Origin of the sequence: Sphingomicrobium sp., assembly GCA_036563485.1 — a bacterium.
Lineage (GTDB): Bacteria > Pseudomonadota > Alphaproteobacteria > Sphingomonadales > Sphingomonadaceae > Sphingomicrobium.
Window position 1 is genome coordinate 1,754,578 of the sequence record DATCMI010000001.1, and the last position, 16,225, is coordinate 1,770,802.

Annotated in this window: 16 protein-coding genes; 5 read left to right on the plus strand and 11 right to left on the minus strand. The window is 65.1% G+C overall.

Annotated features, from left to right (window positions below; all coding sequences use genetic code 11):
* Window positions 1–20: 20 nt before the first annotated feature.
* The 3 genes from VIL42_09140 to VIL42_09150 form a co-directional block, all read right to left on the minus strand.
* A complete protein-coding gene (locus VIL42_09140; GenBank protein HEY8593010.1) occupies window positions 21–1,262 on the minus strand; it encodes an FAD-dependent oxidoreductase in 1,242 nt (413 codons plus the stop codon).
* Between the two features lie 10 nt (window positions 1,263–1,272).
* The gene (locus VIL42_09145; GenBank protein HEY8593011.1) at window positions 1,273–3,933 is read right to left on the minus strand and encodes a TonB-dependent receptor; all 2,661 of its coding nucleotides are present in this window, start codon (window positions 3,931–3,933) and stop codon (window positions 1,273–1,275) included.
* Between the two features lie 142 nt (window positions 3,934–4,075).
* The gene (locus VIL42_09150) at window positions 4,076–4,525 is read right to left on the minus strand and encodes a vgr related protein (protein ID HEY8593012.1); all 450 of its coding nucleotides are present in this window, start codon (window positions 4,523–4,525) and stop codon (window positions 4,076–4,078) included.
* A gap of 102 nt (window positions 4,526–4,627) precedes the next feature.
* Between VIL42_09150 and VIL42_09155 the strand changes: the two genes are divergently transcribed.
* From VIL42_09155 to VIL42_09170, 4 genes are all read left to right on the plus strand, one after another.
* On the plus strand, window positions 4,628–4,864 hold the full coding sequence (locus VIL42_09155; GenBank protein ID HEY8593013.1) for an acyl carrier protein: 237 nt from the start codon (window positions 4,628–4,630) through the stop codon (window positions 4,862–4,864).
* A 165-nt stretch (window positions 4,865–5,029) separates the two neighbouring features.
* Window positions 5,030–6,292, plus strand: a complete 1,263-nt coding sequence (gene fabF / locus VIL42_09160; GenBank protein HEY8593014.1) for a beta-ketoacyl-ACP synthase II — start codon at window positions 5,030–5,032, stop codon at window positions 6,290–6,292.
* Window positions 6,293–6,297: 5 nt separating this feature from the next.
* A complete protein-coding gene (gene mltG, locus VIL42_09165) occupies window positions 6,298–7,266 on the plus strand; it encodes an endolytic transglycosylase MltG (GenBank protein ID HEY8593015.1) in 969 nt (322 codons plus the stop codon).
* A complete protein-coding gene (locus VIL42_09170) occupies window positions 7,263–7,592 on the plus strand; it encodes a hypothetical protein (GenBank protein ID HEY8593016.1) in 330 nt (109 codons plus the stop codon). The genes mltG and VIL42_09170 overlap by 4 nt, the downstream gene beginning before the upstream one ends.
* Here the strand turns inward: VIL42_09170 and VIL42_09175 are convergent.
* The 7 genes from VIL42_09175 to VIL42_09205 form a co-directional block, all read right to left on the minus strand.
* A complete protein-coding gene (locus VIL42_09175; GenBank protein HEY8593017.1) occupies window positions 7,589–7,996 on the minus strand; it encodes a hypothetical protein in 408 nt (135 codons plus the stop codon). The two genes, VIL42_09170 and VIL42_09175, sit on opposite strands and share 4 nt — an antisense overlap.
* Window positions 7,893–8,279 carry a MarR family winged helix-turn-helix transcriptional regulator gene (locus tag VIL42_09180; GenBank protein HEY8593018.1) on the minus strand — a complete coding sequence of 129 codons (387 nt, stop codon included), beginning with the start codon at window positions 8,277–8,279 and terminating at the stop codon, window positions 7,893–7,895. Before VIL42_09180 ends, VIL42_09175 begins: the two co-directional genes overlap by 104 nt.
* Before the next feature lie 115 nt (window positions 8,280–8,394).
* Window positions 8,395–9,792, minus strand: a complete 1,398-nt coding sequence (locus tag VIL42_09185) for a leucyl aminopeptidase family protein (protein ID HEY8593019.1) — start codon at window positions 9,790–9,792, stop codon at window positions 8,395–8,397.
* Window positions 9,789–11,180, minus strand: coding sequence for a serine hydrolase domain-containing protein (locus VIL42_09190; GenBank protein ID HEY8593020.1), 1,392 nt, complete (start codon window positions 11,178–11,180; stop codon window positions 9,789–9,791). Before VIL42_09190 ends, VIL42_09185 begins: the two co-directional genes overlap by 4 nt.
* Before the next feature lie 37 nt (window positions 11,181–11,217).
* Window positions 11,218–12,573, minus strand: a complete 1,356-nt coding sequence (rimO, locus tag VIL42_09195; GenBank protein ID HEY8593021.1) for a 30S ribosomal protein S12 methylthiotransferase RimO — start codon at window positions 12,571–12,573, stop codon at window positions 11,218–11,220.
* A gap of 72 nt (window positions 12,574–12,645) precedes the next feature.
* On the minus strand, window positions 12,646–12,972 hold the full coding sequence (locus VIL42_09200) for a hypothetical protein (protein ID HEY8593022.1): 327 nt from the start codon (window positions 12,970–12,972) through the stop codon (window positions 12,646–12,648).
* 182 nt (window positions 12,973–13,154) lie between these two features.
* On the minus strand, window positions 13,155–14,183 hold the full coding sequence (locus tag VIL42_09205; protein ID HEY8593023.1) for a potassium channel family protein: 1,029 nt from the start codon (window positions 14,181–14,183) through the stop codon (window positions 13,155–13,157).
* 111 nt (window positions 14,184–14,294) lie between these two features.
* Here VIL42_09205 and VIL42_09210 point away from each other — a divergent pair, with 111 nt between their 5' ends.
* Window positions 14,295–15,608, plus strand: coding sequence for a UDP-glucose/GDP-mannose dehydrogenase family protein (locus tag VIL42_09210; GenBank protein ID HEY8593024.1), 1,314 nt, complete (start codon window positions 14,295–14,297; stop codon window positions 15,606–15,608).
* Window positions 15,609–15,620: 12 nt separating this feature from the next.
* Here VIL42_09210 and VIL42_09215 read toward each other — a convergent pair whose 3' ends face one another.
* Window positions 15,621–16,217: a hypothetical protein gene (locus VIL42_09215; GenBank protein HEY8593025.1), complete on the minus strand. Its 597-nt coding sequence runs from the start codon at window positions 16,215–16,217 to the stop codon at window positions 15,621–15,623.
* Window positions 16,218–16,225 lie beyond the last annotated feature (8 nt).

The following is a 16,225-nucleotide window of genomic DNA, read 5'->3' on the forward strand; positions in this document are numbered from 1 at the left end:
GTCACGCCTTGGTCGACGGATCAATGCACCTCGCGGCGATGGGTTGCGGCCTTGGAGGCGAGGCTGAAGCGCGGTTCGACCTCGGTTGAGCCGATCAAGCGGCCGGCGGCGTAGCGGCCGACCTCCGGACCATGTTTGAAGCCGTGCCCGGATCCGCCGCCGACCAGCAGGACATTCGCAAGCTGCGGGTGGAAGTCGATCAGGAAGTCGCCGTTGGAGCTGTTCTCGTATTGGCAGACCCGCGCCTCGGTGAGCGGTGCGCCTTTGAGGAGCGGGAAGCGACGGTCGCGAAAGGCGACCACTTCGGCAAGCGCGGCTTCGGTCGGACGCCGGTCCTGCGTGTCGGGGTCGACCGGAACGCCATGCTGGTCATGAGCGAACTTGACGCCCCGGTTCTCGAGGTCGGGAAATCCGTAGAAGGTGTCGCCGCCGTTGAAGTCGGCCCAGCCGGGCATCATCCCGGGAAGGAAGCGGCGGTCGCCTGACGGCGGCGCGAAGAAGAACACTTCCTGCCGCGTCGGCAGGATCCGCGGGCCGACGACGTCGGGGAAGACCTTCGGCAGCCAGGGGCCGAGCGCGAAGACGAACTGGTCCGCTTCGATCAGGCGGCCGTCCTCGAGTCGGACCCTGGCGAGCCGGCCGCCGCGGCTCTGTCCCGGCTGCGCCGCGGCGCGCTCGTAGCGGCCGCCGCGCTGGGCGAAGATGTCGACCAGCATCTGGACCGAGCGGCGGGCCATCAAGGCGCCGAAGCCGGGCTCGAAAAGCCCGACGCTGATCCCGCTGAAGTCGATCATGGGGAAACGCCGCGCCATCTCCTTCGCGCTTAGCGCTTCGGTGCGGATGTCCATGGCTTTGTGCGCGGCAAGGCTGTCGCGGACATAATCCTCTTCCTTGGGGAAGAAGAACAACACGCCGCATTCGTGGAAGATCGGCAGGCCGGAAACCGCGCTGAGCGCCTTCCATTCCTTGAGGCTGTCGAGCGCCATCCGCGTATAGATCGCGTCCTTGCCGTAAGCGCCGCGGGTCATCCGCGATTCTCCGCCGGAAGAGGCGCGGGCATGACCTGGGCCCCAGGCGTCGAGCAGGGTCACTTGGTGACCCTTGCGGAGCAGGTGGACGGCGGTCCAGGCGCCGAACACGCCCGCACCGACAACGACGACACGCTGAGCATTTGGACCGGCCCCAGCCGCGTCGGCGAGCAGCGGGTAAACGGCAGCGCCGCCCGCCCCGATTAGGAGCGAGCGGCGCGTTACCTTTGGCATCAGCCTGCGATCAGCCGCGTTCGCCGCGCTCGACCGGTGCCGGCGGAGGCGGGGGCGGGGGCGGCGGAGCGACCGGCTCCGGAGCTGCCACTGGCGGCGGAGGCGGCGGGGCGATCATTGGCGTAGGCGCTGCGACCGCGACCGGTGCCCCCCAGCTCTTGCGGACCGTCAGACCGATCATCCGCGGCTGGCCGATGTTGTATCCGAAGCGCGCGCGAAGCCCGCGCTCGCGGTCGATAGAAAGCTTCGGGCTCGCGTCGAACAGGTTCTTTACGTAAAGCGACACGTCAAGACCGTTGAACCAGTGCACGGCCGTCGAGAGATTGACGAGCGTGTATCCCGGAAGCCGCAACGAACCAATGTCGTTCACGCGGCCGCCGAGTGCTCCGGTGGCCGGATCGAAGAAGATTGCGTTCGGTACCAATCCGGCACCCGCAACCTGATCCCCAGGTTCCCCGAATCGATTGCCGACGCGCTGCACGCTGCCGCTGACGGACCATTCGGCATCCGAGCTGATCGGCTGGCTGTACGTCGTTGACGCGGCGACCTGGAACTTCGGCACCGTCGGCAGGCGATTGCCCTCTTCGATGCCGCCCAGAACCGCTCCGGTGCCGGTCAACACTGTCGAGTCGAACTTGGCGTTCTGGACGTTGCCGGAGAGGCTGAACTCGAGATTCGGCAACGGCCGCGCCGAGAGTTCAGCCTCGATGCCCGTGGAGTGCGCCTTCGGCACGTTGAACACGACGCGCGACGAGCAGCTGCCCGCCGTCTGGGTAACCTGCAAGTTCCGGATCTTGTTGTGGAACACGGCCGAGTTGAGGGTGAACCCTCCGCGAGAGAATTTGACGCCGGCTTCGTAGTTCCACAGCGTCTCATCCTTGTACGAGCCTTGGCCGCCGAAGATCTCCAGATCTTGCGGAGTGCAGAGCGGCACGTTCAGCGGGTCGTTGGTGCCTCCGAGGCGGAAGCCTTTGGCCGCCTGCAGGTTCACGCTGAAGTTGCGGTTCGGCTCGTAGCTGACGATGAAGCGGGGCGAGATGCCGTCGCTGCTCGTGCTGTCGCCGATATTCGTGCTGATGTCCGAGAACACGCCGCCCGACACGAAGTCGCGGGTTTCCTTGAACTTGTAGTAGCGGGCGCCGGCAGTCAGCTTGAACTGGCCGAAGCGGTAGGTGCCCTCGCCGAACGCCGCATATTGCTTGATGTCGTACGGAAGCGACGAATTGTAGGGCGAATTGATGGCGAAGCCATTGGTCACTTGAGCGGCCGTCAGCGGCACGCGGTTCGCCGGGTCTACAGCATCGACCGCGCACGTTTGGTTGGCGACCGACTCGTCCAGGCAGATCATCTGCAGGATGAGGTTCGTTGCTTGCTCGGCATTAGCGGTGGGCAGGACCTGAAGGTACTTGCGGTCAACCTTCGAATAGAAGCCGCCGATAACCCACTGGAAAGGGCCGCTTCCGGTCGACGACAGCCGCAGTTCCTGCGTGAACTGCTTGAGCTTTGTGGTGTCCCTGAGGTTGGAGGCCGATGGGATGAGGTCGGCAAGGGCAGCGCCGCGCGCTCCGCCATAGCCGGTGAAGCTGACATAGATGGAGTTCGTCAACGCGGACGCGTCGCGGCTGACCAGGATGTCGCGGTCGATGTAGCTGCTGACGCTAGTCACCTCGGCCGGCCCGAAGTCGTAGCTGGCAACCAGATCCGCGATCATCGTCTTGTCCCGGAACTTCTCGCGGAAAAGCAAATATTGTTCACGCTCGCCGATGGTGTCGCCGCCGGTGGTGAATTGGTTGTTGAAGATGATGTAGCGGTCTTCACGGTTGAACCCGCCGGCTTCCACCTTCTGGTAAACGAAGCGCGGCGTCAGCTTGAACTCTGGCGTAGGCTGGAACAGCAGCGAGACGCGGGTGCCGATCCGGTCGCCATCATTGACGTTCTTCTTCGAGTAGGGGCCGACTGCATCGATGAACCCGCCGAAGTGCGTGCCATAGCCGACAATGCGAGCGGCCATGGTGTTGCTGAGCGGCAGGTTAACCGCACCGCGAAGCGAATAGCCGATGTCGCCACCGCGCAGGACGTTGACGTCACCCTCGACCGTGCCTTCGGTCCGGTCGGTGCGCGGCTGGTTGGTGATGTAGCGCAGAGTGCCGCCGACGCTGCCCGATCCGAAGAGCGTGCCCTGCGGTCCGCGAAGCGTCTCGACGCGGTTCAGGTCGAACAGATCGAAATCGGGCGTGAACAGCGACAGGGAGGTCACCGTCTCGTCGAGGTAGGTGCCGACCTGTTCTTTGACGCCCGGTTGGTCGCGAGCGATCTGACCAGCCGAAACGCCGCGCACTGACACCTGACTCTGGCCCGGCCCAAGGTTCTGGACAGTCAGGCCCGCGACGTTGCGGCTGATGTCCTCAAGCGTTTGCGCATGGGCGCGCTGGATGTCGGCCTGGGTTTGCGCGTTGATCGAGAAGGGGACTTCCTGCACGCGGCTTGCTCGCTTGGTCGCCGTGACGATGATCTCGCCTTCTTCGCCCGAGGACGGCTGCCGCGTAACGGGGCCGCTGCCTTGCTGCTGGTTGGCTGCTTGGGCGGCATCCTCCTGAACCGTCTGGCTGAGCGCCGGCGTGGCGACCGCGAAGAGAGACGTGCCGATGAGCAATGCTGTGGAGACGCGCATGAAGACCCCCTGTCTTTTGTTGCGTTGCCGACACTATGCGAAAACTGCGGTAGCGTAGGAAGTGCCGACGCGAGGGGCAGATGCGCTTCGCTGGACGCCTGTTGCACGATTGTGACAGCTGACTTTTGGTAAGTGCCTGAGTTCAAACGAAGCGGATGAGGTCCGGCGGCGGGACTTCGGCCAGCCGCGCGCCGCGATCGGCAAGGAAGCGATGGCGGACGATTTCCGCTTGTTGTTCAAGGCCGTAGTTTCGGAACGGCTTTCCGGCTTTCAGCCGGTAAGCGTAGCGGCAGAACGGATGGCGCATCAGCGGCAGGTAGAAACGGCCACCCTTCTGAGCCTGCCAGACATGAGTCATTTCATGGATGAAGAAACCCTGGCGGTGCAGCGGCTCGCGATCAAAATCTTCCGACCAGCCGCCATCGGCGGGGTGGAAGTAGATATTGCCGTCGGGCGCCATGGCTGCGTTGCGCGGGTGGAAGGGCCAATATTTGCCCTTGATCATCTGCACCTTCGAATAATCGATAGCATCGCCGAAAACCGCTCGCGCAAGCTCGATCTCGCCTTCGGTGAGGGCACGTCTTTCGCTCATCGGCTCTCAAAAACCCCGATCGGCCAAGCGGGTCCATCCTCTTGCCCGGTGCAAAGTGCATCGCTAGGGCAGCGGCAAAGCAAAAAACGGAGGAAGCTTTCCATGAGCGAGACTGCCGATCGGGTTAAGAAGATCGTTGTCGAACATCTCGGCGTTGAAGCCGACAAGGTCACCGAGGACGCGAGCTTCATCGACGATCTCGGCGCCGACAGCCTGGACATCGTCGAGCTGGTCATGGCGTTCGAAGAGGAATTCGGGGTCGAGATCCCGGACGACGCGGCCGAGAAGATCACGACCGTCCGCGACGCGATCGAATATATCGACCAGAACAAGGGCTAACCCTCACACACCGTTCGCCCTGAGCTTGTCGAAGGGCTGCCCTGCTCTTAGCGCAGGGGAGAAGAACAGGGCTGTGAGGGCTCCCACAAAAGTATTACTTTTGTGGGTCCCGTTTACAGGCTCAGCCCGAACGGGTTGGGCCTGTTTTGCTATCGGAGATTGTGCATGCGCCGTGTCGTGGTGACAGGTCTGGGTCTCGTGACGCCGCTTGGCGGCGACGTCGAGACGACGTGGAAGAACATCCTCGCGTCGAAAAGTGGCGCCGGGCCGATCACGCACTTCGACGCCAGCGACCAGAAATGCCGCATCGCCTGCGAAGTGAAGCCAGCCGATCACGAATATGGCTTCGATCCTTCGCGGCGCGTCGATCACAAGGTGCAGCGTCAGGTCGATCCGTTCATCGTCTTCGGCATCGACGCGGCAGGCCAGGCGATGGAGGACGCAGGCCTGACGGACATGGACGAAGCGACGAAGCTTCGGGCCGGCTGCTCGATCGGTTCGGGCATCGGCGGCCTTCCCGGCATCGAGAGCGAAAGCCTGGTGCTTCACGAAAAGGGCCCGGGCCGCGTGTCGCCGCACTTCGTGCACGGGCGGCTGATCAACCTCATCTCCGGCCAGGTCTCGATCAAATATGGGCTGATGGGGCCCAACCATGCGGTGGTGACCGCATGTTCGACGGGCGCCCACTCGATCGGCGACGCAGCGCGGATGATCAAGGATGGCGATGCCGACATCATGCTCGCCGGCGGCGCGGAAGCGACGATCTGCCCAATTGGCATCGCCGGCTTCGCGCAGGCGCGCGCGCTCAGCACCGCCTTCAACGACCAGCCGGAAAAGGCGAGCCGCCCCTACGACAAGGCGCGTGACGGTTTCGTGATGGGCGAGGGCGCCGGCGTCGTGGTGCTGGAGGAATATGAGCATGCCAAGGCTCGGGGTGCGAAGATCTACGCCGAAGTCGTCGGCTATGGCTTGTCGGGCGACGCGCACCATGTGACCGCGCCGCATCCCGAAGGATCGGGCGCCTACCGGTCGATGGAAATGGCACTCAGGAAGTCGGGGCTCACCCCGTCGGACATCGATTATGTGAACGCGCACGGCACCTCGACGCCGCTCGGTGACGAGCTGGAACTCGGCGCGGTGCGGCGGCTGTTCGGCAATGCCATTGCCAATGTCTCGATGAGCTCGACCAAGTCCGCCATCGGCCACTTGCTTGGCGGCGCCGGCGCGGTCGAAAGCATCTTCTGCATTCTGGCCATGCGCGACCAGATCGTGCCGCCCACGCTCAACCTAGACGATCCCAGCGAAGGCACCGAAGGCGTCGACCTGGTCCCGCACAAGGCGAAGGAACGGCAGGTGCGCGCCGTTCTCAACAACAGCTTCGGCTTCGGCGGCACTAACGCCAGCCTGATCATGAAGGCCGTACAATAAGCCGCGTGCTCCGCCGCGCGATCGTCATCGCCGCACTCGTCGGCTTGGCCGTCGGCGTCGGCGGCTTCTGGTTCCTGTGGCTCGCGTCGGGCCCGAAGGCCGGACCCCACACGATCGTCATCAAGGAAGGCACGACACTCGGATCGGTCTCGCGCCAGCTTGCCGGGAAAGGCGCGATCCCCGGCAGCGCGCGCACTTACTATGCAATGGCCCGCCTGTTCGGGTCCGGCGACCCAATCCAGGCCGGCGAGTTCGAGATCCCGAAGGGGATGGGCGGATCGGCAATCCTCGACCTGCTGCAGCACGGCCGGCCCAAGCTCCGGCTGATCACGGTGACGGAAGGCATGCCGTCGATCATCGTCCGCGAGAAAATTGCCGCGAGTCCCTATTTGACCGGACCGACGCCGGAGATCGGCGAAGGAAGCGTGCTTCCGGACAGCTACAGCTTCGAGCGCAACGAGCCTCGCGCGGCCGTGGTGAAGCGCATGCAGGCGGCGATGAGCAAGACGATCGCCCAGCTCTGGCCCAAGCGAAACGGCGTCTGCCCGGTCGCTTCGCCGCAGGAGGCGATCACGCTCGCGTCGATCGTCGAGAAGGAAACGGGCAAGGCGTCAGAGCGGCCGACCATTGCTGGCGTTTATTGCAACCGGTTGAAGATCGGCATGAAGCTGGATGCCGATCCGACCGTTATCTATCCCGTGACCAAGGGAAAACCGCTCGGACGCCGGATCCGCAAGTCCGAGCTTGCTGCCGACAATGGCTACAACACCTATCGCCGCGCCGGGCTGCCGGACGGGCCGATTGCCAATCCGGGCAGGGAAAGCATTGCGGCGGTGCTGAACCCGGCGCCGACCAAGGCGCTCTATTTCGTCGCGGACGGCACCGGCGGCCATGTGTTCGCCAGCACGCTGGCGGAGCATAATGCCAACGTAGCCAAATGGTTCGCGCTGCGCCGCCAGCGAGGTGAGATGTGAGGAACCGCGGGATCACGCGAGGCCGCATCTTCTTTGGCGGCCTGCTTCTCTTCTCGGCCTTCATCGCCTGGACGACGTCGCTGTGGATGAGCCCGCACGGCGACTCTGTCGCCCAGGGCACCGAGCATGTCCGGCCGGTGATCGTCACCTTCATCCGCAACAGCGCGATCGGAACGCTCCTGCTCAGCGCCGTGTCGGCATGGCTGCTGTTCCCCACGCGCCGTCCGAAGTGGCCGATGCGCGACTACGCGATCATGGCGCTGCTTGCGGTGATGGTGCTGTCGAGCCTTTACCAGCTGTTCTGGCTCTACTCGCGAGTGGTCTAGGGCCGCAGCGCGTCCGAGCGGACATAGCCGACGCGGCGATCCTTGCCGGCATAGCCCCACGCCCAGCCGAGGCTGTCATCAAGCATCAGGAAGCGGTCACCCTTTTCGAGGTCGGCGACCGAAGCGCCGTCATCGGCGGGTCGGTCGAGCAGCGCGGTCCCCGCAGCTACCTGCCGCTCCACCGGCTCGGCATAATGTGAGGCGATGACGCGGCCGGCCAGAGCGGCGTCCGCGAGGTCCTTGCGATAGGCGTAGTAGTGGGGGTCCGGCAGGTCGGACGGGCCAGCGAGCGCGAAACCTTCAGCGCTGGTGGGCGTAGGCTGGCGCTTGTCCGATGATGGGCCGGTGGGCCGGATCGCTCCGTCCGTCCCCGCCTTCGCGGAGGTTGCGCTTGAAGCCTTCAAGAAATTCTGCCCCGTTGCTGGTGCGGACGACGAACACATTACGCCGGTCGTCCTGGTCGCGTTCCCGGCGCAGATAGCCGAGCGCACCAAGCGTATTCAAGGCGCGCGTGACGACCGGCTTGGATACGCCAAGGACGCGCGCCAGACCGCGCACGGTGTGAGGCCCGGGGGTGAGGTAAACGAGCATCAGCAGCGCCATCTGCCGGTTCGTGAGGTCGGGTTCGCCGGAACGGACATAGGCGATCAGGGCCTTCATCCATCCCGTAAGCGAAACTTCGCTCATTGCCGCCAGTCTCCGTGTGCTTGTGCCGCGTAGCCTGTCCCCTAAACCGGCAAGGGAGCGAATTGTTGCAGCGCCGTACCCGGAAAATCGCGCGCTTTTTCAGCGAGTCGTTCAATCAGCCGCGCGAATAGCGCTTTTCGACGACTTCGAAGATGGTCCTGAGACCGAGCGCTTCGCCGCCTTTTGGGCGGCCAGGCTTGGCCGCATCGCGCCAGGCGTAAGTATCGAGATGCGCCCATGGCGTGTTCTCGGGAACAAAGCGCTTGAGGAACATGGCCGCGGTGATGCAGCCGGCCATCGGCGAGTTGGCCGAATTGGCGAGATCGGCAATGTCGCTCTTGAGCATCTCGTCATAAGGATCCCACAAGGGCATCCGCCACAGCGGATCCTCGGTCCGCTTCGCGGCCTCAGCCGCCTCCTCGGCGAGTTCGTCGTCGCTGGAGAAGAAGGCCGGAAGGTCAGGTCCGAGCGCAACGCGCGCCGCGCCGGTCAGCGTCGCGAAATCGACGACCAGCTCGGGCTTGTCTTCGGCAGCCTTGTCGAGCGCATCGGCAAGGATCAGACGGCCTTCGGCGTCCGTATTGTCGATCTCGACGAACAGCCCCTTACGCGACTTGATGACGTCGCCAGGCCGGAAAGCGTTGCCCGAGACGGCATTCTCGACCGCCGGGATCAGCAGGTGGAGCCGCACGGCGAGCCGCGCGTCGATGATGAGCTGGGCAAGGGCGAGCGCATGGGCCGCGCCGCCCATGTCCTTCTTCATCAGGCGCATGCCGGAGGCGGGCTTCAGATCGAGGCCGCCGCTGTCGAAGCAGACACCCTTGCCGACGATGGCGACGCGCGGGTCGTCGGGCTTTCCCCATTCAAGCTCGATCAAGCGTGGCGCGCGGTCCGGCGACGCGGCACGGCCCACCGCTTCGATCAGGGGATAGTGTTCGGCGAGTTCGTCGCCCTTGGTGACGCGGAGGTCGGCGCCGCTGCGGCTCGCTAGGTCGGCGGCGGCCTTTTCGAGCTCGGCGGGACCGAGGTCGGCGGCGGGCGTGTTCACGAGGTCGCGGACAAGCGCGGTTGCGCTCGCCAAGCGCACCGTCTCGTCGACTCGCGCAGCTTCGCCGGTCAGCAGCACGCGCGGGCCGCGCTCCTGATCGTCCTTCTTCGAGCGGTAGGCATCGAAACGGTGCTGGGCGAGCAGCCAGCCGAGCGCGGCGGCGCCGGGCTCTCCGGCGGCGAGCTTGTAGCTGCCCTCAGGCAGTTTCTCCGCGAGCGTCGCGAGGCACCAGGGCGAAAGTTCGGCGCTGTTCTTGACGGCGGCAACGACCTCGAACTCATTACCGCGCGGCAGGATTACCCATGCTCCCGGCGACTTGGCATCAAACCGTTGCGCTTCGACGATCGCCCGGTCCTCGGCAGGCCGGGGCTTCAGCCACGCATCGAAGCCTTGCTTGTCGACCAGGTGGATGCTGCGCGCCCGCTGGCCCCGGTCGGGGGCCAGGAGGGAGGTGAAGTCGGTCATTCGTCTTCGCTGATCAGGAACTGCTCGATGCGCCCGTTCGCGCCGGGTTCGTAGAAGGTCGACAGGCTGAGCGTCTTGTTCGGATATTTGACCGTATAGCCCTGGATGACAAAGCCGCCGCGGAGGACCGAGCTGCCCGACGGCTCGAACGCGCTCGGCTCGCCGAGCGGCGCCAGGCTGGCGCGGAAGTCAGCGAGGGCCTGCGGCGTGAAATAATAATTGGCATTGTCGGTCAGCTGCGTGCGGTCGAGCTTGCCGGCTCGCAGTTGGTCGAACACCGACCGCGCTTTCGCTGCAGCGGCGACCGCCTCGGCCGCCTGAGCAGGCGGCGGCAGGACGATCTTCGTGATCTCCCGCGCGATGTCCGAATAAGCGCCGCCCGACCAGCTGTTGGTGAAGACGGCGATCGCGGCCTTCTGCTGCGGATAGACATTGTTCGCCGACAGGAAACCGACGGACTCGCCGCCGTGGCTGACCAGCTTGCGGCCGTTCGCGTCGCGTACGAAGACGCCGAGGCCGTAATGCGTGTCGGTGCCGTCGTTGAGCTTGACCGTCTTCTCCTGCTCTTCCCAATCGTCGCGCGGCAGCACGGCGCGGTTGATCCGCGCGATGTCCCACTTTGCCATGTCCTCGGCGGTCATCGACAATTCGCCGGCGGCATAGAGCCACCCGCGCGCGGCCGGCGTGACGGCCCGGACCGGTCCGAGCGCATAGCGGCCGTAGCCGGTCGGATAGCGCGGACCGATCGCATCGTCCTGGCTCATCACGCTCGTCATCCCGAGCGGCTTGAAGATCCGTTCCTGGAGGAACTGGAGGAGCGGCTTGCCGCTGACCTTCTCGGCGATCATCCCGGCAACGACATAGCCGGTGTTCGAATATTGCCATTTCTCGCCCGGCTCATAATCGAGCGGCTTCTTAGCCCAGCGGTCGACGATGCCTTGCGCCGTCACCGGGCTCGCCATCGCGGCGAAGCTATAGTCCTGCGGCCAATAGTCCTGCAGCCCGGACGTGTGGGACAGCAGCTGGCGCAGCGCAATCTTGTCGGCCCCGCTGATGTCCGGGAAATATTTGGACACCTTGTCGTCGAGGTCGAGCTTGCCGTCGTCCTCGAGCAGAAGGAGCGCCATGGCGGTGAACTGCTTCGAGTTGGAAGCGATCTGGTAGGGCAGCTTGGCGGTGGCCGGCAGTCCTTCATTGGCCTTGCCGTAGCCCTTGCTGAGGACCAGCTGCCCGTCGCGAACGACCGCGACCTGCGCCGACGGCACCTTGCTGTCCGCCAGCGTCTTGGCGACCATGGCGTCGATCTTGGCGGCTTCCGCGGGGGAAAGCGGTTGGGCGTGGATGGGAACGGCGGCGAGCGCGACCAGCGCAAAGGCAAAGCGAAGCATGCGGATCAGCTTAGCCGTGCCGCGGGCGCAGTAAAGCTTAGACCGGCACCCCGTAGAGATCGTGCTCGTCGGCGTCTTCGACCTGGACGGGCACGATGTCGCCGGGCTTGAGCCCGCCGGCGTCGCGGAGGTGGACTTCGCCATCGATCTCAGGCGCATCGGCCTTCGAGCGTCCGGTGGCGCCGCCGCTATCCGGGTCGACGGCATCGATGATCACGTCGGTCACGGAGCCGATCTTGCGCGCCAGCTTTTCTGCCGAGATGCGGGCCGAGAGCGCCATCACAGCTTCGTAACGTTCCTGCTTCAGGTCGTCCTGCACCTGCTCGTCCATGCCCGTCGCCGGCGCACCTTCGACCGGCTCGAACTTGAAGGCGCCGACGCGATCGAGCTGCGCTTCCTCGAGCCAGGCGAGAAGATAGGCGAAATCCTCTTCCGTCTCGCCGGGGAAGCCGACGACGAAGCTCGAGCGAATGGCGATGTCCGGCACCTGTGAGCGCCAGCTGCGGATGCGTTCGAGAACCTTCGCATCATTCGCTGGACGGCGCATGCGGCGGAGCACGTTCGGGCTCGCATGCTGGAACGGGATGTCGAGATAGGGGAGGACCAAACCCTCAGCCATCAGCGGCATGACGTCGTTCACGTGCGGATAGGGGTACACGTAGTGGAGCCGGACCCAGGCGCCGAGCTTCCCTAGCTCTCGCGCAAGGTCGGTCATGTGCGCGCGCACCTCGATCGGTGCTGCCGCGTGGGGGCCGCCCTTCCACGGCCAGGCCTTGTGGCGGACGTCGACGCCGTAGGCAGACGTATCCTGGCTGATCACCAGCAATTCCCTCGTCCCGGCGGCAATCAGCTTTTCGGCTTCGCGAAGAATGGCGTCCGGGCGGCGGCTGACGAGATCGCCGCGCAGCTGCGGGATGATGCAGAAGGCGCAGCGGTGATTGCAGCCCTCGGAGATCTTCAAATAGCTGTAGTGGCGCGGCGTGAGCTTGAGCCCCGCTTCGGGCACCAAATCGACGAAGGGTGAAGGGATCGGCGGCGCCGCTTCGTGAACTGCGGCGACGACCTCTTCATATTGGTGTGCGCCCGTGATCGCGAGCACGTCGGGAAAGCGCTCGCGGATGACTTCCGCTTCCTTGCCCATGCAGCCGGTGACGACCACCCGGCCGTTCTCGGCAATGGCTTCGCCGATGGCTTCGAGGCTTTCTTCCTTGGCTGAATCGAGAAAGCCGCAGGTGTTGACGAGCACCACGTCGGCGCCGGCATAATCGGGCGACATGTCATAGCCTTCTGCGCGCAGCTTGGTCATGATCCGCTCGCTGTCGACCAAGTTCTTGGGACAGCCGAGCGAGACCAGCCCGACGCGCGGGGGCTTGGGGAGAGTTGTGACGTTCATCGGAAGGGCAGCGCCAATATAGGAATTATTTGGCGAAATCGAGGCGCTTGCGCGTGCTGTGCCGGTCCGCCTCTACTGACGGCGCGGTCCCGTCCGGACCTGCGGGTCCGCGGCGCGCTCTTCGACAGAGAGAATGCCGTCCTTGTTGGAGTCGATACGATCGAAATTCGCGAGCGGCTCCACGGACAGTTCCGCAAGGGTCACTCGTCCGTCCCGGTCCGCATCCGACTTGTCGAACCAGCTCTCGTCAGGCCCGGAGCCCGGGATGTCGCTGACCATCCGGCGCCCAGGACTAGCCTGCAGCGCGGCAGCCGCCGCCACGGCCGCCGCATGAGCCTCGTCCTTGTCGATGCCGCCATCGGAATTCGCGTCGAGGACTGCGAACCGGGTGCGGACCATGGCTTCCGCCTGAGCCCTTGGCAGCGGCCCGGGCGCCACCATTCGTTGGCCTTGCTGAGCCATCAATAGTGCCAGTGCGAGTGCGATCATCTGCGGTTCCTTGCGTCAGGAACTCTGCTCCTGCTCAAGCCCGGTTGTACAACTGGTGAACGGCGCGGCCGCTGCCGCCCACGTGGCAAGGCTCAGGCGCCGTCGATGATCTCGAGAATGCGGTCGCCCGCCTGCAGCTTCTCGAAGGCGCGGTCGGTCGGCACGTGAACTTCGCCGTCGCGGATCAGCCGAACGACCTGGCCGGTGCAAATGTCGGCCGGCGCGCGGCCGGCCTCCTCGGCGCCGACCACGCGTTCGCGGAGCATGACACTGCCCTCCGAAGTCGCGAGGTCCGAAAGGTAATCCGCGCGGTACGGGCCCTCGAGCGAGCTTGCGAGCAGCAGGCCCGAAAAGCTGACAGGGTTGATGACGGTGTCGGCGCCGGCCTGCCTGGCGATATCTTCATTGTCGCTTTCGCGGATCGTCACGCTGACCTTCGTCGTCGGTGACAGCTTCCGAGCGGTAAGCACGATCAGGATGTTGCTGTCGTCGCGGCCTGCCGAAATCAGCAGCGCCGCCGCGCGTTCGACGTGCGCGGCTTTGAGCGTCTCGTCACGGCTGGCATCGCCAAGCAGCACCGCGACGCCGCACTCCGCGGCGCGATCGAGCGCCTCCTTATCCTTGTCGATGACGACGATCCGCTGGCGGTCGGTGCCGCGGGCGAGCAGCTCTTGCATGGCCTTGTCATTGCTGGTGCCGAAGCCGGCGAGCAGGATGTGATCGCTGAGGTTCTTCTGGATGCGTTTCATGAGCCACTTGTTCCAGGTTTGCCGGATCACGAACGTGTAGGCGGTTCCGGCGAGGATCAGGATGAAGAAGATGCGGATCGGGGTGACGATCAAAGCGTCGAACAGCCGCGCGCGCTCGGTCACCGGCACGACATCCCCGTAGCCGGTCGTTGTCGCGCTGATCATCGTGAAATAGATGACGTCACTGAAGGTGACGTGGCCGTCGATCTGGTCCTTCAGGCTGTCGCGCTCGAACCAGTGGAAAGCGACGATAAAGGCGATCAGCGCGACCAGGACCGCCATGCGGATCCCGAACTGAAGCCATGGGCGCGGCGGCGGGCTTCGCCGCAGCGTCATGTGCATCGGATCGGCGTGCCACTGCCGCGGTGTCATGATCCTGGCCGATGACGCTGCATTAGCCGCTCCTTAGACCCGCCCCGGGCCGCTGGCCAATGCCGAAACCCGTGGCTAAGAGCCGCCGCAAGTTCAGGCACGGGAGAGTACATGCGCATTGCGATGATCGGCACTGGCTATGTGGGACTGGTGTCCGGTGCCTGCTTCGCCGACTTCGGCCATCAGGTCTGCTGCATCGACAAGGATGAAGCGAAGATCGACGGCCTGAACGCCGGCAAGATGCCGATCTGGGAGCCGGGGCTTGAAGCGCTGGTCAAGGCCAATGCCGAGCGCGGCCGCCTGCGGTTCACCAAGAGCCTCGCCGAAGGGGTTAAGGACGCCGAAGCCGTGTTCATCGCGGTCGGAACGCCGGCGCGCCGGGGTGACGGTCATGCCGATTTGACCTTCGTCTTCCAGGCCGTTCGTGAACTGGCCAAGGAAATCAGGCCGGGAACCGTGGTGGTCACCAAGTCGACGGTCCCGGTCGGCACCGGCGACGAGATCGAGCGGATCCTTCGCGAAGAGGGCGTCACCGACGTCTCCGTGGCGTCGAACCCCGAATTCCTCCGTGAAGGCGCGGCGATCGCCGACTTCAAGCATCCGGACCGCATCGTCGTCGGGGCGAACGACCAGCGCGCGCAGGATGTCCTCAAGGAGATCTACCGCCCGCTGTTCCTCAATCGCGCGCCGATCCTGTTCACCGCTCGCCGCACTGCCGAGCTCACCAAATATGCGGCCAATGCGTTTCTCGCGGTGAAGATCAGCTTCATCAACGAGATCGCCGACCTTTGCGAAGCGGTCGACGCGGACGTCCAGGACGTGGCGCGCGGGATCGGGCTCGACAACCGCATCGGGCCGAAGTTCCTGCACGCGGGCCCCGGTTACGGCGGCAGCTGCTTCCCCAAGGATACGCTGGCGCTGCTCCAGACCGCCGATGCGGCGGGCGTCGACCAGCGGATCGTCCGCACGACGGTCGAGGTGAACGACGATCGCAAGACGGGCATGGTTGAACGCGTCGCCCGCGCCGTCGGCGACCTCGGCGGCAAGCGCATCGCCATCCTCGGCCTCGCCTTCAAGCCGAACACCGACGACATGCGCGACGCGCCGTCGATCCCGCTCGTCAACGCACTGATCGAGCGCGGTGCCACGGTCAGCGCGTTTGATCCAGTCGCGCGCGAGCAGGCCGAGAAGGTCTTCGACGGCATCGAGTTCGCAGCTGATGCCTATGAGGCTGCGGCGGGCGCCGATGCCCTGGTCATCGTCACCGAGTGGGACGAATTCCGGGCGCTCGACCTCGACAAGATCGCCGCTTCGCTGCGCGGCAAGGTCCTGGTCGACCTCCGCAACGTCTACGACCGCGACGAAGCCAGCGAGGCGGGGCTCACTTACTACGGGATCGGCCGAGGCAAGCTCCAACCCGCGTGAGGCGGGAGCGCGTCAGCCGCGCTCCTCTTCTCCCAAATCCTCCTCATCCCGGCCGCGCGAACGCGACCAGAGGTACAGGCCGCCGCCAATCGCCGCTGCGATGCCGATCTTCGCGGCAAGCCCTTTTTTATTGTGCTGCCACTCGGCGCGGACGCCCATTTCCTTGGGGATGTTCGGGATCTTGGCCTGGGCAAGGTCTTCGACGAGCCCTTCGACCATGTTCACCCGGTCCGCGCCCATCAGCAGCAGCCAGTGCGCCCAATGCGACTCGCTCCAGCGGAAGGCCGCCCGGCGCATCATCCCGCTGACCCACTTCGGCGGGCTCGAGGTGCCGAAGACCGCGGGCAGCTGCTTGTGCTCGACGGACTGCAGGAGCTCGACGTCAGGCTGCTGGAGCGTCGGGCGCTTCCACTCGCCGCTGTGATCATCCTTCGAGCGGTCGCGGTAGGAATAGGTCGGATCATTCTCCGTATCCGCGTCGAAGCCCCAGCCGACGATGCGCGAAACATCGACCGGCCCGCTCGACGTGTGGACCATCGGCGAGCTCTCGGCATCGGAACCGGCGCGAACGTCGGAGGAGGGGCGGATCGCCAGATCAGTGTCGCTCATGTTCGATA